At 56.6% G+C, this 19,561-nt stretch carries 17 protein-coding genes; all 17 read left to right on the top strand.

All coding sequences use genetic code 11. The features are described 5' to 3' along the window. Nucleotides 1-2 precede the first annotated feature (2 nt). The 17 genes from wzc to wcaL all read left to right on the top strand — a co-directional run bounded on the left by wzc (nucleotide 3) and on the right by wcaL (nucleotide 19,559). Nucleotides 3-2,165, top strand: a complete 2,163-nt coding sequence (gene wzc / locus ACOTZC_RS14635; RefSeq protein WP_023312404.1) for a tyrosine-protein kinase Wzc — start codon at nucleotides 3-5, stop codon at nucleotides 2,163-2,165. 150 nt (nucleotides 2,166-2,315) lie between these two features. Beyond that, nucleotides 2,316-3,158, top strand: a complete 843-nt coding sequence (gene wcaA, locus ACOTZC_RS14630) for a colanic acid biosynthesis glycosyltransferase WcaA (RefSeq protein WP_023312403.1) — start codon at nucleotides 2,316-2,318, stop codon at nucleotides 3,156-3,158. Further along, nucleotides 3,158-3,649 carry a colanic acid biosynthesis acetyltransferase WcaB gene (gene wcaB, locus ACOTZC_RS14625; protein WP_045403001.1) on the top strand — a complete coding sequence of 164 codons (492 nt, stop codon included), beginning with the start codon at nucleotides 3,158-3,160 and terminating at the stop codon, nucleotides 3,647-3,649. Before wcaA ends, wcaB begins: the two co-directional genes overlap by 1 nt. After that, complete coding sequence (gene wcaC / locus ACOTZC_RS14620) at nucleotides 3,646-4,863, top strand: colanic acid biosynthesis glycosyltransferase WcaC (RefSeq protein ID WP_252040197.1); 1,218 nt, start codon at nucleotides 3,646-3,648, stop codon at nucleotides 4,861-4,863. The genes wcaB and wcaC overlap by 4 nt, the downstream gene beginning before the upstream one ends. Continuing rightward, complete coding sequence (gene wcaD, locus ACOTZC_RS14615) at nucleotides 4,838-6,058, top strand: colanic acid polymerase WcaD (RefSeq protein ID WP_322408113.1); 1,221 nt, start codon at nucleotides 4,838-4,840, stop codon at nucleotides 6,056-6,058. The genes wcaC and wcaD overlap by 26 nt, the downstream gene beginning before the upstream one ends. Nucleotides 6,059-6,074: 16 nt before the next feature. Further along, a complete protein-coding gene (gene wcaE / locus ACOTZC_RS14610) occupies nucleotides 6,075-6,821 on the top strand; it encodes a colanic acid biosynthesis glycosyltransferase WcaE (protein WP_033145980.1) in 747 nt (248 codons plus the stop codon). A 15-nt stretch (nucleotides 6,822-6,836) separates the two neighbouring features. Then, nucleotides 6,837-7,385, top strand: a complete 549-nt coding sequence (wcaF, locus tag ACOTZC_RS14605; RefSeq protein WP_421635837.1) for a colanic acid biosynthesis acetyltransferase WcaF — start codon at nucleotides 6,837-6,839, stop codon at nucleotides 7,383-7,385. A 24-nt stretch (nucleotides 7,386-7,409) separates the two neighbouring features. Continuing rightward, nucleotides 7,410-8,531, top strand: coding sequence for a GDP-mannose 4,6-dehydratase (gene gmd, locus ACOTZC_RS14600; RefSeq protein ID WP_421635836.1), 1,122 nt, complete (start codon nucleotides 7,410-7,412; stop codon nucleotides 8,529-8,531). A gap of 2 nt (nucleotides 8,532-8,533) precedes the next feature. After that, a complete protein-coding gene (gene fcl, locus ACOTZC_RS14595; RefSeq protein WP_013097874.1) occupies nucleotides 8,534-9,499 on the top strand; it encodes a GDP-L-fucose synthase in 966 nt (321 codons plus the stop codon). A 2-nt stretch (nucleotides 9,500-9,501) separates the two neighbouring features. Next, on the top strand, nucleotides 9,502-9,981 hold the full coding sequence (locus ACOTZC_RS14590; RefSeq protein ID WP_047174547.1) for a GDP-mannose mannosyl hydrolase: 480 nt from the start codon (nucleotides 9,502-9,504) through the stop codon (nucleotides 9,979-9,981). After that, complete coding sequence (wcaI, locus tag ACOTZC_RS14585) at nucleotides 9,978-11,201, top strand: colanic acid biosynthesis fucosyltransferase WcaI (RefSeq protein WP_023312397.1); 1,224 nt, start codon at nucleotides 9,978-9,980, stop codon at nucleotides 11,199-11,201. The genes ACOTZC_RS14590 and wcaI overlap by 4 nt, the downstream gene beginning before the upstream one ends. A gap of 3 nt (nucleotides 11,202-11,204) precedes the next feature. Next, nucleotides 11,205-12,641, top strand: coding sequence for a mannose-1-phosphate guanyltransferase (gene cpsB / locus ACOTZC_RS14580; RefSeq protein ID WP_421635835.1), 1,437 nt, complete (start codon nucleotides 11,205-11,207; stop codon nucleotides 12,639-12,641). Nucleotides 12,642-12,752: 111 nt separating this feature from the next. Further along, nucleotides 12,753-14,123, top strand: coding sequence for a colanic acid biosynthesis phosphomannomutase CpsG (gene cpsG / locus ACOTZC_RS14575; RefSeq protein ID WP_163353988.1), 1,371 nt, complete (start codon nucleotides 12,753-12,755; stop codon nucleotides 14,121-14,123). Between the two features lie 46 nt (nucleotides 14,124-14,169). Beyond that, nucleotides 14,170-15,564: an undecaprenyl-phosphate glucose phosphotransferase gene (gene wcaJ, locus ACOTZC_RS14570; protein WP_163353987.1), complete on the top strand. Its 1,395-nt coding sequence runs from the start codon at nucleotides 14,170-14,172 to the stop codon at nucleotides 15,562-15,564. 1 nt (nucleotide 15,565) lies between these two features. After that, a complete protein-coding gene (wzxC, locus tag ACOTZC_RS14565; protein ID WP_421635834.1) occupies nucleotides 15,566-17,044 on the top strand; it encodes a colanic acid undecaprenyl disphosphate flippase WzxC in 1,479 nt (492 codons plus the stop codon). 17 nt (nucleotides 17,045-17,061) lie between these two features. Next, nucleotides 17,062-18,342, top strand: coding sequence for a colanic acid biosynthesis pyruvyl transferase WcaK (gene wcaK / locus ACOTZC_RS14560; protein ID WP_045403025.1), 1,281 nt, complete (start codon nucleotides 17,062-17,064; stop codon nucleotides 18,340-18,342). Continuing rightward, nucleotides 18,339-19,559, top strand: coding sequence for a colanic acid biosynthesis glycosyltransferase WcaL (gene wcaL, locus ACOTZC_RS14555; RefSeq protein ID WP_126303439.1), 1,221 nt, complete (start codon nucleotides 18,339-18,341; stop codon nucleotides 19,557-19,559). Before wcaK ends, wcaL begins: the two co-directional genes overlap by 4 nt. Nucleotides 19,560-19,561 lie beyond the last annotated feature (2 nt).

Here is a 19,561-nt window from a genome sequence, read left to right as displayed (position 1 = left end):
CAATGACAGAAAAAACGAGACCTTCTGCCGCCCCGACTTCGGGCAGTGATGAAATTGATATTGGGCGCCTGGTCGGCACTGTTGTAGAGGCAAAGTGGTGGGTGCTGGGCATTACCGCCGTGTTCGCCGCGGCGGCCGTCGTCTATACGCTGTTCGCCACCCCTATCTACAGCGCCGACGCGCTGGTACAGATCGAGCAGAATACCGGCAACTCGCTGGTGCAGGACATTGGTTCCGCGCTGGCGAACAAGCCGCCGGCATCCGACGCCGAAATTCAGCTCATACAGTCACGCCTGGTGCTGGGTAAAACGGTTCACGACCTCGGGCTCGATATCTCCGTCACCAAAAATACCTTCCCGGTCTTTGGTGCCGGCTGGGATCGTCTGATGGGGCGCAACAACGACACGGTGAAAGTCACTGACTTCGTGCTGCCGAAAGGGGCAGGCGATCAGACGTTTACCCTGAAGGTGCTTGGCCCGAAACAGTACCAGCTAACCAGCGACGCAGGTTTTAGCGCGCGCGGCGAAGTGGGGCAGATGCTGACCAAAGACGGCGTCAGCATGATGGTTAGCGCCATCAACGCCCAGGAGGGCGGCGAATTCACCGTCACTAAATTCTCCACCCTGGGGATGATCAACAATCTGCAAAACAACCTGACCGTCACCGAAAACGGTAAGGACACCGGCGTGCTGAGCATGACCTTTACCGGTGAAGATAAGGATCAAATCCGCGACATCCTGAACAGCATTACCCGCAACTATCTTGAGCAGAACGTTGAGCGTAAGTCGGCAGAAGCGGCGAAAAGCCTGGCCTTCCTCGCGAAACAGCTCCCGGAAGTGCGCGCCCATCTGGATGATGCCGAGAACAAGCTGAACGCCTATCGTCAGGATAAAGACTCCGTTGACCTGCCGCTGGAGGCGAAATCGGTCCTCGATTCGATGGTCAACATTGATGCGCAGCTCAACGAGCTGACCTTCAAAGAGGCGGAGATTTCCAAGCTTTATACCAAACGTCACCCGGCCTACCGCACGCTGCTGGAGAAACGCCGCACGCTGGAAGAGGAGAAGGCGAAGCTCAATGACCGCGTGACCGCGATGCCGAAAACGCAGCAGGAGATCGTGCGTCTGACCCGCGACGTGGAGTCCGGACAGCAGGTTTACATGCAGCTGCTGAACAAGCAGCAGGAGCTGAAAATCACCGAAGCCAGTACCGTCGGTGACGTGCGCATCGTTGACCCGGCCATTACCCAGCCTGGCGTGCTGAAGCCGAAGAAAGCGCTGATTATTCTCGGCAGCATTATTCTCGGCCTAATGCTCTCCATCGTGGGCGTGCTGCTGCGTTCGCTGTTCAACCGCGGTATCGAAAGCCCGCAGGTGCTGGAAGAGAGCGGTATCAACGTCTATGCCAGCATTCCGCTGTCCGAGTGGCAAAAATCCCGCGACAGCGTCAAAACCATCAAGGGCGTCAAGCGTTACAAACAGAGCCAGCTTCTGGCGGTGGGTAACCCGACCGACCTCGCCATCGAAGCGATCCGTAGCCTGCGTACCAGCCTGCACTTCGCCATGATGCAGGCCAAAAACAACGTCCTGATGTTAACCGGCGTCAGCCCGTCGATTGGTAAAACCTTCGTCTGCGCCAACCTGGCGGCGGTGGTCAGCCAGACCAACAAGCGCGTGCTGCTGATCGACTGCGATATGCGTAAGGGCTACACCCACGAGCTGCTGGGCACCAACAACGTTAACGGTCTGTCGGAAATTCTGCTCGGTAAAGGTGAAATCAGCCAGAGCGCGAAACCTACAACGGTGCCGAAATTTGACCTGATCCCTCGCGGTCAGGTGCCGCCTAACCCGTCCGAGCTGCTGATGAGCGAACGTTTCACCCAGTTGATTGAGTGGGCGAGCAAAAATTACGACCTGGTGCTGATCGATACGCCGCCAATTCTGGCGGTGACCGACGCGGCCGTCGTTGGCCGCCACGCGGGCACCACGCTGATGGTAGCGCGTTACGCGGTGAACACCCTGAAAGAGGTGGAAACCAGCCTGAGCCGCTTCGAGCAGAACGGGATTGAGGTGAAAGGGGTGATCCTGAACTCCATCTTCCGCCGCGCGACCGGGTACCAGGATTACGGCTATTACGAGTACGAATATAAATCTGACAGTAAATAACAAAACACACCCCACCCCCTCACCCTAACCCTCTCCCCAAAGGGGAGAGGGGACAGTTCGGTGCGGGATTTGGGGGACGAACGTAATGATAACCACTGGCTGCCTTTCACCCTCTCCCCTGTGGGGAGAGGGCCGGGGTGAGGGGAAAAGATGACCACACAACGCCCTTTAGTATCAATCTATATGCCGACATGGAATCGTCAGCAGCTGGCGATCCGCGCCATCAAATCCGTCCTGCGACAGGATTACGATAACTGGGAGCTGATCATCGTGGATGACTGCTCTTCCTCGTATGAACAGCTGCAAAAATTCGTGACTGACCTCAACGACCCGCGGGTGGTCTATACGCATAACGCGATTAACTCCGGCGCCTGTGCTGTACGTAATCAGGCGATTATGCAGGCCAAAGGGCAGTATCTGACCGGGATCGACGACGATGACGAATGGACGCCGAACCGCCTGTCTATTTTCCTGTCGCATAAAGAGCAGCTGGTCACGCACGCTTTCCTGTATGCCAACGACTATGTCTGTCAGGGCGAGGTGTACTCGCAGCCCGCGAGCCTGCCGCTGTACCCGAAATCACCGTACTCTCGACGCCTGTTTTACAAGCGCAACATCATTGGTAACCAGGTCTTCACCTGGGCGTGGCGCTTTAAAGAGTGCCTGTTCGATACCGAACTGAAGGCCGCGCAGGATTACGACATCTTCCTGCGGATGGTGGTGGAGTATGGCGAGCCGTGGAAAGTGGAAGAGGCCACGCAGATCCTGCACATCAACCACGGGGAGATGCAGATCACCTCGTCGCCGAAGAAGTTCTCGGGCTACTTCCATTTTTACCGCAAGCACAAGGACAAATTTGACCGTGCCAGCCGTAAATATCAGCTCTTTACCCTCTATCAGATCCGCAATAAGCGCATGAACTGGCGCACGCTGCTGACGCTGCTGTCCGTGCGTAACGGCAAGCGCCTGGCTGATGGACTTCGGGGGAAATAATGTTTCTGGAAGATTGCCGCGCTAACAGTTGGAGCCTGCGTCCGTGCTGCATGGTTCTGGCGTACCGCATCGCGCACTTTTGCTCGGTGTGGCGTAAGAAAAGTGTGCTGAACAATATCTGGGCGGCGCCCGTGCTGGTGCTGTACCGCATCATTACCGAATGCTTTTTTGGCTATGAAATTCAGGCCGCTGCCACCATTGGCCGCCGCTTTACCATCCATCACGGCTATGCGGTGGTGATCAACAAGTTTGTGGTCGCCGGGGATGATTTCACCATTCGTCATGCGGTCACCATTGGCAACCGCGGGCCTGACAGCCTGGCCTGCCCGGTCATCGGCAATAACGTCGAGCTGGGGGCGAACGTGGTAATCATCGGTGACATTACGATTGGTAATAACGTCACGATTGGTGCTGGCAGCGTAGTGCTGGACAGCATTCCGGATAACGCGCTGGTGGTGGGAGAAAAAGCCCGCGTGAAGGTGATTAAATGAACATTCTGCAATTTAACGTACGCCTCGCAGAAGGCGGAGCGGCTGGCGTGGCCCTGGATCTGCACCAGCGCGCGCTGCAAAAAGGACTACAGTCTCGTTTTATTTACGGCTACGGCAAAGGCGGCAAGAAAAGCGTCAGCCACGATAACTTCCCGCAGGTGCACAAGCACACGCCGCGTCTGACCTCGGTTGCCAACATTGCGCTGTTCCGCCTGTTTAACCGCGATCTGTTTGGCAACCTGAACAACCTTTACCGCACCGTGACGCGCACGACCGGCCCGGTTGTGCTGCATTTTCACGTGCTGCACAGCTACTGGCTGAATCTGGAAGAGGTGGTGGCGTTTTGTCAGAAGGTGCAAGCCCACAAGCCCGACACCCGATTCGTCTGGACGCTGCACGATCACTGGAGCGTGACCGGACGCTGCGCGTTTACCGACGGCTGCGAAGGCTGGAAAGATAACTGCCAGAAGTGCCCGACGTTAAGCAACTACCCGCCGGTGAAGGTGGATCGCGCGCATCAGCTGGTGGCCGGAAAGCGTCAGCTGTTCCGCGACATGCTCTCGCTCGGCTGTACGTTTATCTCCCCGAGCCAGCACGTGGCCGATGCCTTCAACAGCCTGTACGGGGCAGGGCGTTGTCAGATTATCAACAACGGCATCGACGTAGCGACGGAAGCCATTCTTGCCGAGCTGACTCCGGTGGCCGAAACCGCGGGCAAACCGAAAATTGCTATCGTTGCGCATGACCTGCGTTACGACGGTAAAACCAACCAGCAGCTGGTGCGCGACATGATGGCGCTGGGTGACAAGATAGAGCTTCACACCTTCGGCAAGTTTTCACCGTTCGAAGGGGCCAACGTGGTGAACCACGGGTTTGAGACCGACAAGCGCAAGCTGATGAGCGCGCTGAATGAAATGGACGCGCTGGTGTTCAGCTCCCGCGTGGATAATTACCCGCTGATCCTCTGCGAAGCGCTCTCTATCGGCGTGCCGGTGATCGCCACCCACAGCGATGCGGCGCGCGAAGTGCTGGAAAAGTCCGGCGGGAAAACCTTCACGGAGCAGGAGGTCCTGCCGCTGGTACAGCTGCCGAAGGCGCAGATTGCTGAGATCGTTTTTGGCACAGACCTGGAATCGTTCCGCAACCGCAGCCGCAAGGCCTACAGTGGACAACAGATGCTGGAGGAATATGTCTCGTTCTATCAGAATCTGTAGTTATCTGCTGCTGCCGCTGATCTACCTGCTGGTCAACGTCAAAATTGCCCAGCTCGGCGAAAGCTTCCCGATAACCATCGTAACCTTCCTGCCCGTTCTGCTTCTGTTGTATGTCGATAAAATCAACCTCAAGAAGCTGATGATTGCCTTAGGTCTGGGCACGGGCCTGACGCTGTTTAACTACATCTTTGGCCAGTCGCTGGATGCGAGTAAATACGTCACGTCGACCATGCTGTTTGTTTATATTGTTATTATTATCGGAATGGTCTGGAGTATTCGGTTTAAAACTATTTCTCCGCACAATTATCGGAAAATCCTTAGGTTCTTTTATATTGCCGTTGCGTTAATTGTTATGCTTGCCGCACTGGAGATGGCGCAAATTATTCTCACCGGCGGCAGCAGCCTGATGGAGATAATTTCGAAATATCTCATTTACAGTAACAGCTATGTATTGAACTTCATCAAGTTTGGCGGGAAGCGTACTACGGCCCTCTATTTTGAACCGGCGTTTTTCGCTCTGGCGTTAATCTCAATTTGGCTCAGCATCAAACAGTTTGGTATCAAAACGCCTAAGACCGATGCTATGATTCTTGCAGGAATTGTTCTGTCTGGATCGTTCTCAGGGGTAATGACATTTATCCTGTTTTACCTGCTGGAGTGGGCGTTCCAGTACCTGAACAAAGATGCGATTAAGAACAAACTGCCGCTGGCGATTATCTCCCTGACGGTATTTATGGTAGGCGTGATATTTGCCTTCCCGTACATCTCAGAACGTCTGGGTGATTTGGGAACGGAAGGGTCTTCGTCCTATTATCGCATCATTGGGCCACTGGTGATGGTGGGTTATTCCTTAACCCATATTGATGGGGTAGTAAGATTCGGCTCACTTTACGAATATGTTGCATCATTCGGAATCTTTAACGGTGCGGATGTCGGTAAAACCATAGACAATGGTCTGTATCTGTTAATTATTTATTTTTCGTGGTTCGCCGTACTGTTGACCCTGTGGTATCTGTTTAAAGTTTTCAAAATGATGATTAACGCGTTTGGTGATAACCAGAACTTTCGCGTTCAGCTTTATCTGTTTACTCCGGTGTCGCTGTTTTTTACCGGGTCAATATTTAGCCCGGAATATGCTTTCTTGATTGTCTGTCCGTTTATTCTGCGCAAGGCGCTTAATATTACGAACGTATGACGAAATGAGGTGATTTATGTTTCTTAGCGTCATTACTGTCGCTTTTCGTAATTACGAAGGGGTGGTAAAAACCTGGCGCTCGCTGCGCAACCTGGCGCGCGATCCAAGCCTCACCTTTGAGTGGATTGTGGTCGACGGCGGCTCGAACGATGGCACGGCGGAGTTTCTGGAAAAACTCAACGGTGAGTTCAACTTACGCTACATCAGCGAGAAAGATAAAGGCATCTATGATGCGATGAATAAAGGCATCAACATGGCGCAAGGCCGTTATGCCATCTTCCTGAACTCGGGCGATATTTTCCATGAAGACGTGGCGCTGTTTGCCCGTCAGCTGGCTCGCCAGAAAGAGGACGCCATGTATATTGGCGATGCGCTGCTCGATTTTGGCGACGGACATAAAGTGTGCCGCAGCGCGAAGCCAGGCTGGTATATCTATCACAGCTTGCCGGCCAGCCATCAGGCCATTTTCTTCCCGGTAAAGGGGCTGAAAAAACAGCCTTACGATTTACAGTATAAAGTGTCTTCCGATTATGCGCTGGCAGCCAGCCTGTATAAATCAGGTTATCCGTTCCGTCGAATTAAAGGGCTGGTGTCTGAATTCTCAATGGGCGGCGTGTCAACGTCTAATAATCTGGAATTGTGCCAGGACGCCAAAAACGTACAGCGTAAAATATTACGCGTGCCGGGGTTTTGGGCGGAATTGTCTTATTTATTACGCCTGCGTACCACAGGCAAAACGAAAACCTTATATAACAAAGCCTGAATATAAGGAAACGCAATGCAGGATTTAAAAGGTTTCTCCGTGCCGAAAGGTTTTCGGGGCGGGAACGGTATTAAGGTACAGCTGTGGTGGGCCGTTCAGGCAACGTTATTTGCCTGGTCGCCGCAAATAATGTATCGCTGGCGAGCTTTTTTATTGCGCCTGTTTGGCGCAAAAATCGGAAAAAACGTAGTCATCCGACCTTCTGTGAAAATTACCTATCCGTGGAAATTAACGCTTGGGGATTACGCATGGGTTGGGGATGACGCGGTGTTATATACCCTTGGCGAAATAACGATTGGTGCAAATTCGGTGGTTTCACAGAAGTGTTATTTGTGCACCGGCAGCCACGATTTTATGAGTAAGCATTTTGATATTACCGCTTCGCCTGTTGCGATAGGTGAAAAATGCTGGCTGGCAACGGATGTTTTTGTTGCACCGGGTGTTTCTGTTGGCGATGGCACGGTAGTCGGTGCCCGCAGCAGCGTTTTTAAATCGCTACCGGCAAATAAAATTTGCCGTGGCAACCCCGCAGTGGTGATACGCGAACGCGTTGAAACTGATTAAATTCATAAGTAGAGGAATATAAACATGTCTAAAGTCGCTCTCATCACCGGCGTTACCGGGCAGGATGGTTCTTACCTGGCAGAGTTCCTGCTGGAAAAAGGGTATGAAGTACACGGTATTAAACGTCGTGCATCTTCTTTCAACACCGAACGTGTGGATCATATTTATCAGGATCCTCACGCGGCGAACCCGAAATTCCACCTGCACTACGGCGACCTGACCGATACCTCCAACCTGACCCGTATCCTGCAGGAAGTTCAGCCGGATGAAGTCTACAACCTGGGCGCGATGAGCCACGTAGCGGTCTCCTTCGAATCCCCGGAATACACCGCCGACGTTGATGCCATGGGTACGCTGCGTCTGCTGGAAGCAATCCGCTTCCTCGGCCTTGAGAAGAAAACTCGCTTTTACCAGGCATCCACCTCTGAGCTGTACGGTCTGGTGCAGGAAATCCCACAGAAAGAGACCACGCCATTCTACCCGCGCTCTCCGTATGCGGTAGCCAAACTCTACGCCTACTGGATCACCGTGAACTACCGTGAATCCTACGGCATGTACGCCTGTAACGGCATCCTGTTCAACCACGAATCTCCGCGTCGCGGCGAAACCTTCGTGACCCGCAAAATCACCCGCGCTATCGCCAACATTGCGCAGGGTCTGGAGTCTTGCCTGCACCTCGGCAACATGGATTCCCTGCGTGACTGGGGCCATGCCAAAGACTACGTGAAAATGCAGTGGATGATGCTGCAGCAGGAACAGCCAGAAGACTTCGTGATCGCGACCGGCGTGCAGTACTCCGTACGTCAGTTCGTTGAAATGGCCGCGGCACAGCTGGGCATCAAACTGCGCTTCGAAGGTACCGGCGTGGAAGAGAAAGGTATCGTTGTTTCCGTGACCGGCCACGACGCTCCGGGCGTGAAGCCAGGCGACGTGATTGTGCAGGTTGACCCGCGCTACTTCCGTCCTGCTGAAGTGGAAACTCTGCTGGGCGACCCAACCAAAGCGCACGAGAAGCTGGGCTGGAAACCAGAAACCACTCTGCAGGAGATGGTTTCCGAGATGGTAGCCAAAGATCTTGAAGCAGCGAAAAAACACTCCCTGCTCAAGTCTCATGGCTACGAGGTTGCCATCGCGCTGGAGTCCTGAGAATGACAAAACAACGTATTTTTGTCGCCGGTCATCGCGGAATGGTGGGTTCCGCGATTGTTCGCCAGCTCGAACAGCGCGGTGACGTCGAAGTGGTTGTCCGCACCCGCGACGAGCTGAACCTGCTCGACAGCCGCGCGGTACAGGACTTCTTTGCTAACGAACGCATTGACCAGGTGTATCTGGCCGCGGCGAAGGTGGGCGGCATTGTCGCTAACAACACCTACCCGGCGGATTTCATCTACGAAAACATGATGATCGAGAGCAACATCATTCACGCCGCGCATCTGCACAACGTGAATAAGCTGCTGTTCCTCGGGTCGTCCTGTATTTACCCGAAAATGGCGAAACAGCCGATCGCCGAGAGCGAACTGCTGCAGGGCACGCTTGAAGCGACCAACGAGCCGTACGCGATTGCCAAGATTGCCGGGATCAAGCTGTGCGAGTCCTACAACCGTCAGTACAACCGCGACTATCGTTCGGTGATGCCGACCAACCTGTACGGACCGCACGACAACTTCCACCCGAGCAACTCGCACGTGATCCCGGCGCTGCTGCGCCGCTTCCACGAGGCGACCGCCGAGAACGCGCCGGACGTGGTGGTGTGGGGCAGCGGTACGCCGATGCGCGAATTCCTGCACGTGGACGACATGGCTGCCGCCAGCATTCACGTGATGGAGCTGGATCGCGAGGTGTGGCAGGAGAACACCGAGCCGATGCTGTCGCACATCAACGTCGGTACCGGTGTGGACTGCACCATTCGCGAGCTGGCGCAAACCATCGCGCAGGTAGTGGGCTACAAGGGCCGCGTGGTGTTTGACGCGACGAAACCGGACGGCACGCCGCGCAAGCTGCTGGACGTGACCCGTCTGCATCAGCTGGGCTGGTATCACGAGGTGTCACTGGAGCAGGGTCTGGCCAGTACCTACCAGTGGTTTCTGGAAAACCAGCACCGCTTCCGGGGGTAACGATGTTTTTAAGTCAGGAAGATTTTGCCACGGTAGTGCGTTCCACTCCGCTCATCTCAATTGATTTGATCGTGGAGAACGAACGCGGCGAGTTCTTGCTGGGGAAACGAACCAACCGTCCTGCACAGGGCTTCTGGTTCGTGCCCGGCGGGCGCGTACAGAAGGATGAGACGCTGAGCGATGCGTTTGAGCGTCTCACTCTGGCGGAACTGGGCCTGCAGCTGCCGATGGCAGCGGGCCAGTTTTACGGGGTCTGGCAGCACTTCTATGACGATAACTTTTCAGGCACCGGGTTCACCACGCACTACATCGTGCTGGGGTTCCGCCTGAAGGTGAGTGAGGCAGACCTGCATCTGCCTGATTCTCAGCATGACGACTACCGCTGGCAGACGCCAGAGGCGCTGCTGGCCAGCGACAATGTGCATGACAACAGTCGTGCCTATTTCCTGGCTGAACGTCAGGCCGAGGTGCCGGGCATATGAAGATCCTCGTATACGGAATCAACTACTCGCCGGAATTAACCGGCATCGGGAAATACACCGGCGAGATGGTCGAATGGATGGCGAGCCAGGGACATGACGTGCGGGTCATTACCGCGCCGCCGTACTACCCGGAGTGGAAAGTCGGGGAGCGCTACTCAAGCTGGCGCTACCGTCGCGAAGAGGGTGCAGCGACCGTCTGGCGCTGCCCGCTGTATGTGCCTAAGCAGCCCTCAACGCTGAAACGGTTACTTCATCTGGGCAGCTTTGCCCTGAGCAGCTTCTTCCCGCTGATGGCGCAGCGTCGCTGGAAGCCGGATCGCATCATCGGCGTGGTGCCAACGCTGTTTTGCACGCCGGGCATGCGCCTGCTGGGCAAACTCTCCGGCGCGCGCACTCTGCTGCACATACAGGATTACGAAGTTGACGCCATGCTGGGCCTGGGGATGGCAGGCAAAAGCAAGGGCGGCAAGGTCGCGAAGCTCGCCAGCGCGTTTGAGCGCAGCGGCCTGCACAACGTTGATTACGTCTCGACTATCTCGCGCTCGATGATGAACAAGGCGCAGGAGAAGGGCGTCCCGGCGGAGAAAGTCATTTTCTTCCCGAACTGGTCAGAAGTGGCGCGTTTTCGCGATGTAACTGAGCAGGATGCTCATGCCCTGCGCGCGCAGCTCGGTTTGCCTGAAGATCAAAAAATCATTCTTTACTCAGGCAACATCGGCGAAAAGCAGGGGCTGGAAAGCGTGATTGAAGCGGCCCAGCTGCTGAGTGAACATCCGTGGACGTTTGTGATTGTCGGGCAGGGCGGTGGAAAGGCGCGGCTGGAAAAAATGGCCGGGGAACGCGGCCTGACCAACGTGAAATTTTTCCCGCTTCAGTCTTACGAGGCACTGCCTGCGCTGCTGAAGATGGGCGACTGCCATCTGGTGGTGCAAAAACGCGGCGCCGCGGACGCGGTGCTGCCGTCCAAGCTGACCAACATTCTGGCAGTGGGCGGTAACGCGGTGATCACGGCAGAAGCCGAAACAGAATTAGGCCAGCTGTGTGACAGCTATCCGGGGATTGCCGTGTGCGTGGAGCCGGAATCGGTCCCGGCGCTGGTAACCGGAATTGAGCAGGCGCTTGCCATGCCAAAAGTGAACACGGTGGCACGTGAATATGCCGAACGCACGCTCGAAAAAGAGAACGTGCTGAGCCAATTTATTACAGATATACGGGGATAAATCATGAGTCAAACCACTTTGTATCCGGTTGTGATGGCTGGTGGCTCTGGTAGCCGGTTGTGGCCGCTGTCCCGCGTGCTCTATCCAAAACAGTTCCTCTGCCTGAAAGGGGATCTCACCATGCTGCAGACGACGGTAAACCGTCTGCACGGCGTGGAGTGTGAAAGCCCGGTGGTGATCTGTAACGAACAGCACCGCTTTATTGTTGCCGAGCAGCTGCGCCAGCTGAATAAGCTCACCGAAAACATCATCCTGGAGCCTGCCGGACGCAATACCGCGCCCGCGATCGCCCTGGCGGCGCTGGCGGCAAAACGCAGCAGCCCGGACTGTGACCCGCTGATGCTGGTCCTGGCGGCAGACCACGTTATCCAGCAGGAAGACGCCTTCCGCGACGCGGTGCGTGCGGCGATCCCTTACGCCGAGAGCGGCAAGCTGGTGACCTTCGGCATCGTGCCGGATCTGCCGGAAACCGGATATGGCTATATTCGTCGCGGCAGCGTGACGCCGGGTGAAGGTGACAGCGTGGCGTTTGACGTGGCGCAGTTTGTTGAAAAACCGAATCTGGAAACCGCGCAGGCGTATGTCGCCAGCGGTGAGTATTACTGGAACAGCGGGATGTTCCTGTTCCGCGCCGGACGCTATCTGGAAGAGCTGCGCAAATACCGCCCGGATATTCTGGACGCCTGCGAGAAAGCGATGGCGGTGGTGGACCCGGATCTCGACTTCATCCGCGTGGATGAAGAGGCGTTCCTCGCCTGCCCGGAAGAGTCCATTGACTATGCGGTGATGGAACGTACGGCGGACGCCGTCGTGGTACCGATGGATGCGGGCTGGAGCGATGTCGGCTCCTGGTCCTCCCTGTGGGAGATCAGCGCCCATACCCCGGAGGGTAACGTCCACCACGGCGATGTTATTAGCCACAAAACGGAAAACAGCTACGTCTACGCCGAATCCGGCCTGGTGACCACGGTCGGGGTGAAGGATCTGGTGGTTGTCCAGACAAAGGACGCCGTGCTGATTGCCGACCGTAACGCCGTGCAGGACGTTAAAAAAGTGGTTGAACAAATTAAGGCCGATGGCCGTCACGAGCACCATATTCACCGCGAAGTCTACCGTCCGTGGGGGAAATATGACTCCATCGACGCAGGCGACCGCTATCAGGTGAAACGCATCACCGTGAAGCCGGGCGAGGGGCTGTCGGTGCAGATGCACCATCACCGCGCCGAGCACTGGGTGGTGGTTGCGGGTACCGCTAAAGTCACTATCGACGGTGAAGTCAAACTGCTGGGTGAAAACGAGTCCATTTATATTCCGCTGGGGGCGACACACTGTCTGGAGAACCCGGGGAAAATTCCTCTCGACTTAATTGAGGTGCGCTCCGGCTCGTATCTGGAAGAGGACGATATCGTGCGCTTCCAGGACCGCTACGGGCGGGTGTAGCACTCTGCATTATGCCCGGTGGCGCTGCGCTTACCGGGCCTGCGAATGACAAAAAAATCAATTTGGCCATTAAGTGGTCAGGGCCGACTGTTGCCTGAAAAAGGGGTCATCATGGAAAAATTAACCTGTTTTAAAGCCTACGATATTCGCGGCAAGCTGGGCGAAGAGCTGAATGAAGACATCGCGTGGCGCATTGGCCGCGCGTACGGCGAATATTTAAAACCGCAGACCATCGTGCTGGGCGGTGACGTGCGTCTGACCAGTGAATCCCTCAAGCTGGCCCTGGCGAAAGGGCTGCAGGACGCGGGCGTGGACGTGCTGGACATCGGTCTTTCCGGGACCGAAGAGATTTACTTTGCCACCTTCCACCTGGGCGTGGACGGCGGTATCGAAGTGACGGCCAGCCACAACCCGATGGACTATAACGGCATGAAGCTGGTGCGCAAGGGCGCGCGCCCTATCAGCGGCGACACCGGCCTGCGCGAGGTGCAACGTCTGGCGGAAGCCAACGACTTCCCGCCAGTGAACGAGGCGAAGCGCGGCAGCTACAAAAAAATCAACCTGCAGAAAGAGTACATCGACCACCTGCTGGGCTACATCAACGTGGCGAACCTCAAGCCGCTGAAGCTGGTCATCAACTCCGGTAACGGCGCGGCCGGCCCGGTGGTGGACGCGCTGGAAGCCCGCTTTAAGGTGCTGAACGTGCCGGTAACCTTCGTCAAGGTGCACAACACCCCGGACGGCAACTTCCCGAACGGTATTCCTAACCCGCTGCTGCCGGAGTGCCGCGACGACACCCGCAACGCGGTGATTGAGCACGGCGCGGACATGGGCATCGCCTTTGACGGTGACTTCGACCGCTGCTTCCTGTTCGACGAGAAAGGGCAGTTTATCGAGGGCTACTACATTGTCGGCCTGCTGGCAGAAGCGTTCCTCGAGAAAAACCCGGGCGCGAAAATCATTCATGACCCGCGCCTTTCCTGGAACACCGTCGACGTGGTCTCCGCGGCGGGCGGCACGCCGGTGATGTCCAAAACCGGCCACGCCTTCATCAAAGAGCGCATGCGCGAAGAAGACGCCATCTACGGCGGCGAGATGAGCGCCCACCACTACTTCCGTGATTTTGCCTACTGCGACAGCGGGATGATCCCGTGGCTGCTGGTGACCGAGCTGCTGTGCCTGAAGGGACAGACGCTGGGCGAGCTGGTACGCGACCGTATGGCGGCGTTCCCGGCGAGCGGGGAGATCAACAGCAAGCTGGCGGAGCCGGCCAGGGCGATTGCGCGCGTGGAGCAGCACTTTGCGATTCACGCGCTGGAAATTGACCGTACGGACGGCATCAGCATGGCGTTCCCGCAGTGGCGCTTTAACCTGCGCTCGTCCAATACCGAGCCGGTGGTGCGCCTGAACGTGGAGTCCCGTGCTGACACCGCGCTGATGGAAGCCCGAACGAAGGACATTCTGGCGCTGTTGAATCAGTAATACTTGCCCCTCCCGGTGGGAGGGGGAACCGAATACAGGAACAACGATGACGAATCTAAAAAAACGCGAACGAGCGAGAACGAATGCATCGTTAATCTCTATGGTGCAGCGTTTTTCTGATATCACCATCATGGTCGGTGGATTGTGGGCGGTGTGTCGGATCGGCGGGCTGCCGTTCTTATACATGCATCTGCTGATGGCCCTGATTGCGCTGGTCGTGTTTCAGATGATTGGCGGAATGACCGATTTCTACCGCTCGTGGCGCGGCGTGAAAGTGACCACCGAACTGATGCTGTTGCTGCAGAACTGGACCCTCAGCCTGATCTTCAGCGCAGGCCTGGTGGCGTTCAGCCATGATTTTGATAATCGCCTCGTCACCTATCTCTGCTGGTATTTAATAAGCAGCGTCGGCATGGTGGTGTGCCGTTCTCTGATCCGCTTCGGTGCGGGCTGGCTGCGCAACCGGGGCTATAACCGTCGCTTCGTTGCCGTAGCGGGCGATCTGCCGGTTGGTAAGGTCCTGCTCGACAGCTTCCGCAAAGAGCCGTGGTTAGGGTTTGAAGTGGTCGGGATTTACCACGACGCGAAGCCGGGCGGCGTGCCGTCGGACTGGGCGGGCAATTACGAACAGCTTATTGAAGACGCGAAAGCCGGCAAAATTCATAACGTCTACATCGCCATGCAGATGAAAGACGAATCCCGCATCAAGCAGCTGATGCGCGAGCTGGCGGACACCACCTGTTCGGTGATCCTGATCCCGGACGTCTTTACCTTTAACATCCTCCATTCACGCATTGAAGAAGTGAACGGCGTGCCGGTGGTACCGCTGTACGACACCCCGCTGTCGGGCATTAACCGCGTGCTGAAGCGCGCGGAAGATATAGTGCTCTCTTCGCTGATTTTACTGCTCATCTCCCCGGTGCTGTGCTGCATTGCCCTCGCGGTGAAGCTGAGCTCTCCCGGCCCGGTTATCTTCCGCCAGACCCGCTACGGTATGGACGGTAAGCCGATTATGGTGTGGAAATTCCGCTCCATGAAGGTGATGGAAAACGACAAGGTGGTGACTCAGGCGACGCAGAACGATCCGCGCGTCACCCGCGTGGGGAACTTCCTGCGCCGCACCTCTCTGGACGAGCTCCCGCAGTTTATCAACGTCTTCACCGGTGGGATGTCGATTGTTGGCCCGCGTCCGCACGCGGTGGCGCACAACGAGCAGTATCGCTCGCTGATTGAAGGCTACATGCTGCGCCATAAGGTGAAGCCGGGCATTACCGGCTGGGCGCAGATCAACGGCTGGCGCGGCGAAACCGACACGCTGGAAAAAATGGAAAAACGTATCGAATTCGATCTGGAGTACATCCGTGAATGGAGTATCTGGTTCGATATCAAGATTGTTTTTCTGACCATCTTCAAAGGTTTCGTGAACAAAGCGGCGTACTAAGATGAGCTTACGTGAAAAAACCATCAGCGGGGCGAAGTGGTCAGCGATGGCGACCATCGTCATCATTGGCCTCGGTCTGGTGCAGATGACCGTGCTGGCGCGCATTATTGATAATCACCAGTTCGGCCTTTTGACCGTCTCGCTGGTGATTATCGCGCTGGCCGATACGCTGTCTGATTTTGGTATCGCCAATTCGATTATCCAGCGCAAAGAGATCAGCCATCTGGAGCTAACCACGCTCTACTGGCTGAACGTGGGGCTGGGGATTTTCGTGTTCGTGCTGGTGTTCCTGCTGAGCGATACCATCGCCAGCGTGCTGCACAACCCGGATCTGGCTCCGCTGATGCGCACGCTGTCGTTTGCTTTCGTGGTGATCCCGCACGGGCAGCAGTTCCGCGCGCTGATGCAGAAAGAGCTGGAATTCAACAAGATCGGCATGATCGAGACCAGTGCCGTGCTGGCGGGCTTTACCTTTACCGTGGTGAGCGCCCATTTCTGGCCGCTGGCGATGACCGCTATCCTCGGTTACCTGGTTAACTCTGCCGTGCGTACGCTGCTGTTCGGCTACTTTGGCCGCAAGATCTACCGTCCCGGGCTGCATTTCTCTCTCGCATCCGTCTCGTCCAACCTGCGCTTTGGCGCGTGGCTGACGGCGGACAGCATTATCAACTATGTGAATACCAACCTGTCGACGCTGGTGCTGGCGCGTATTCTTGGCGCGAGCGTGGCGGGGGGCTACAACCTGGCCTACAACGTCGCGGTGGTGCCGCCGATGAAGCTGAACCCGATCATCACCCGCGTCCTGTTCCCGGCCTTCGCCAAGATCCAGGACGACACCGAGAAGCTGCGCGTAAACTTCTACAAGCTGCTTTCCGTGGTGGGGATTATCAACTTCCCGGTGCTGCTGGGGCTGATGGTGGTTTCCAGCAACTTCGTGCCGCTGGTGTTTGGCGAGAAGTGGATCGGCATCATCCCGATCCTGCAGCTGCTGTGCGTGGTGGGGCTCTTGCGCTCCGTGGGGAATCCGATTGGTTCCCTGCTGATGGCAAAAGCGCGCGTCGATATTAGCTTTAAGTTCAACGTGTTCAAAACCTTCCTGTTTATTCCGGCAATTATCGTCGGCGGGCATATGGCAGGCGCCATCGGCGTCACGCTGGGCTTCCTGCTGGTGCAGGTAGTCAATACCGTTCTGAGCTACTTCATCATGATCAAGCCGGTACTGGGCTCCAGCTACCGTCAGTACATCCTGAGCCTGTGGCTGCCGTTCTATCTCTCCTTGCCGACTCTGGTGGTGAGCTACGGCCTGGGCATTATTCTCAGCGTTCACCTGCCGCTGGCCGCGTTGCTGGCGGTGCAGGTTGCCGCGGGCGCGCTGGCATTTGGCGTGATGATTGTGCTGTCGCGCAATGCGCTGGTGGTGGAGATGAAGCGCCAGTTTTGCCGTAACGAAAAAATGAAAACGCTGCTTCGCGCAGGCTAGTTATTTAAGAGGCCATTATGAAATTATTAATTCTTGGCAACCATACCTGCGGCAACCGTGGCGACAGCGCCATCCTGCGCGGTTTACTGGATGCAATTAACACCCTTAAGCCTGAGACCGAAGTGGACGTGATGAGCCGTTATCCGGTCAGCTCATCCTGGTTACTGAACCGCCCGGTGATGGGTGACCCGCTTTACAGCCAGATGAAACAGCACAATAACGCCGCGGGCGTGATGGGCCGCGTGAAGAAAGTGCTGCGTCGTCGCTACCAGCACCAGGTGCTGCTTTCCCGCGTGACCGATACCGGCAAGCTGCGCAACATCGCGATCGCGCAGGGCTTTACCGATTTTGTCCGTCTGCTGTCCGGCTACGACGCCATTATTCAGGTCGGCGGATCGTTCTTCGTCGATCTCTACGGCGTGCCGCAGTTTGAGCATGCGCTCTGTACCTTTATGGCGAAAAAGCCGCTGTTTATGATTGGCCACAGCGTCGGGCCATTCCAGGATCCGCAGTTTAACCAGCTCGCAAACTACGTCTTCGGCCACTGCGACGCGCTGATCCTGCGCGAGTCGGTCAGCCTCGACATGATGAAGCGCAGCGAAATTGACACCTCAAAAGTTGAGCACGGCGTGGACACCGCGTGGCTGGTGGATCACCAGGACGACAGCTTCCAGCCGAGCTACGCGGTGCAGCACTGGCTCGACGTGACGTCGAAACAGAAAACCGTCGCAATAACCCTGCGCGAGCTGGCGCCCTTTGATAAACGTTTAGGTACGACCCAGGCGGCGTATGAGAAAGCCTTCGCCGACGTGGTGAACCGCGTGCTGGACAGCGGGTACCAGGTGCTGGCGCTCTCCACCTGCACCGGCATCGACAGCTACAACAAAGACGACCGCATGGTGGCGCTGAACCTGCGCAGCCTGGTTAACGATCCGTCCCGCTATCATGTGGTGATGGACGAACTGAACGACCTGGAGATGGGCAAGCTGCTCTCCGCCTGCGACCTGACCGTCGGCACGCGGCTGCACTCCGCCATTATCTCCATGAACTTTGGCACGCCGGCCATTGCCATCAACTACGAACACAAATCAGCAGGCATCATGCAGCAGCTCGGTATGCCGGAAATGGCCGTGGATATTCGTCATCTCCTGGATGGTTCCCTTGGCGCGATGGTGGGGGATACGCTCGGCCAGCTGCCTGCGATCAATGAACGCCTGGCCGTGGCGGTGAAAGCCGAGCGCGAGAAGGGCATTGGGATGGTGAAATCGGTACTTGACCGCGTGCGGGAGGGGAAATGAAGGTTGGTTTCTTCTTACTGAAATTTCCGCTGTCGTCTGAAACGTTTGTCCTGAACCAAATCACCGCGTTTATCGATATGGGATATGACGTGGAGATTATCGCCCTGCAAAAGGGCGATACCAAAAATACCCATGCGGCGTATACCCAGTATGGGCTGGAGGCGAAAACCCGCTGGCTGCAGGATGAGCCGTCCGGAAAGCTGAGCAAGCTGCGCCACCGGGCCAGCCAGACGTTGCGCGGGATCCACCGCGCGTCGACGTGGCGGGCGCTGAATGTTTCCCGCTATGGGTCCGAATCCCGCAATCTGATCCTGTCGGCCATCTGCGGGCAAACCGCCCAGCCGTATCGTGCCGACGTGTTTATCGCCCACTTTGGCCCGGCAGGCGTCACAGCCGCGAAGCTGCGCGAGCTGGGCGTGATTGACGGCAAAATTGCGACCATCTTCCACGGTATCGATATCTCCAGCCGCGAAGTGCTGAACCACTACACGCCGGAGTATCAGCAGCTGTTCAGGCGCGGCGACATGATGCTGCCTATCAGCGACCTGTGGGCCGGACGCCTGAAAAACATGGGCTGCCCGGGAGAGAAAATTGCCGTTTCGCGTATGGGCGTGGATTTAACGCGCTTCACACGCCGTCCTGTCAAGGTGCCGGGAAAACCGCTGCAGATCATCTCCGTTGCTCGCCTGACCGAGAAGAAAGGCCTCCATGTAGCCATTGAAGCCTGCCGCCAGCTGAAAGCGCGCGGGGTAGATTTCCACTATCGCATTCTCGGCATTGGGCCGTGGGAGCGTCGTCTGCGCACGCTTATCGAACAGTATCAGCTGGAAGATGTCGTAGAGATGCCGGGCTTCAAGCCGAGCCACGAGGTCAAGGCCATGCTCGACGAGGCGGATGTGTTTCTGCTGCCCTCGGTAACGGGCGCCGATGGCGATATGGAAGGCATTCCGGTGGCGCTGATGGAGGCGATGGCCGTGGGTATTCCGGTGGTATCAACCCTGCACAGTGGGATCCCGGAGCTGATTAAGTCTGACCATTCCGGCTGGCTGGTGCCGGAGAATAACGCGATGGCCCTTGCGGACCGATTAGCAGCCTTCAGCGATATTGACCAGCAGGAGCTGGAGCCCGTGCTCCAGAACGCCCGACAAAAAGTGGAAACCGATTTTAACCAGCAGGTGATTAACCGCCAGTTAGCGAGCCTGCTGCAAACGTTGTAACG

The organism is Enterobacter cloacae complex sp. SHL009, assembly GCF_049237205.1.
Taxonomy (GTDB): domain Bacteria; phylum Pseudomonadota; class Gammaproteobacteria; order Enterobacterales; family Enterobacteriaceae; genus Enterobacter; species Enterobacter cloacae_M.
This window is presented reverse-complemented; position numbering and strand designations above follow the sequence as displayed.

Coding starts and splice junctions, on each gene's coding strand:
- wzc (WP_023312404.1), top strand. CDS start 3: ATGACAGAAAAAACGAGACCTTCTGCCGCCCCGACTTCGGGCAGTGAT.
- wcaA (WP_023312403.1), top strand. CDS start 2,316: ATGACCACACAACGCCCTTTAGTATCAATCTATATGCCGACATGGAAT.
- wcaB (WP_045403001.1), top strand. CDS start 3,158: ATGTTTCTGGAAGATTGCCGCGCTAACAGTTGGAGCCTGCGTCCGTGC.
- wcaC (WP_252040197.1), top strand. CDS start 3,646: ATGAACATTCTGCAATTTAACGTACGCCTCGCAGAAGGCGGAGCGGCT.
- wcaD (WP_322408113.1), top strand. CDS start 4,838: ATGTCTCGTTCTATCAGAATCTGTAGTTATCTGCTGCTGCCGCTGATC.
- wcaE (WP_033145980.1), top strand. CDS start 6,075: ATGTTTCTTAGCGTCATTACTGTCGCTTTTCGTAATTACGAAGGGGTG.
- wcaF (WP_421635837.1), top strand. CDS start 6,837: ATGCAGGATTTAAAAGGTTTCTCCGTGCCGAAAGGTTTTCGGGGCGGG.
- gmd (WP_421635836.1), top strand. CDS start 7,410: ATGTCTAAAGTCGCTCTCATCACCGGCGTTACCGGGCAGGATGGTTCT.
- fcl (WP_013097874.1), top strand. CDS start 8,534: ATGACAAAACAACGTATTTTTGTCGCCGGTCATCGCGGAATGGTGGGT.
- ACOTZC_RS14590 (WP_047174547.1), top strand. CDS start 9,502: ATGTTTTTAAGTCAGGAAGATTTTGCCACGGTAGTGCGTTCCACTCCG.
- wcaI (WP_023312397.1), top strand. CDS start 9,978: ATGAAGATCCTCGTATACGGAATCAACTACTCGCCGGAATTAACCGGC.
- cpsB (WP_421635835.1), top strand. CDS start 11,205: ATGAGTCAAACCACTTTGTATCCGGTTGTGATGGCTGGTGGCTCTGGT.
- cpsG (WP_163353988.1), top strand. CDS start 12,753: ATGGAAAAATTAACCTGTTTTAAAGCCTACGATATTCGCGGCAAGCTG.
- wcaJ (WP_163353987.1), top strand. CDS start 14,170: ATGACGAATCTAAAAAAACGCGAACGAGCGAGAACGAATGCATCGTTA.
- wzxC (WP_421635834.1), top strand. CDS start 15,566: ATGAGCTTACGTGAAAAAACCATCAGCGGGGCGAAGTGGTCAGCGATG.
- wcaK (WP_045403025.1), top strand. CDS start 17,062: ATGAAATTATTAATTCTTGGCAACCATACCTGCGGCAACCGTGGCGAC.
- wcaL (WP_126303439.1), top strand. CDS start 18,339: ATGAAGGTTGGTTTCTTCTTACTGAAATTTCCGCTGTCGTCTGAAACG.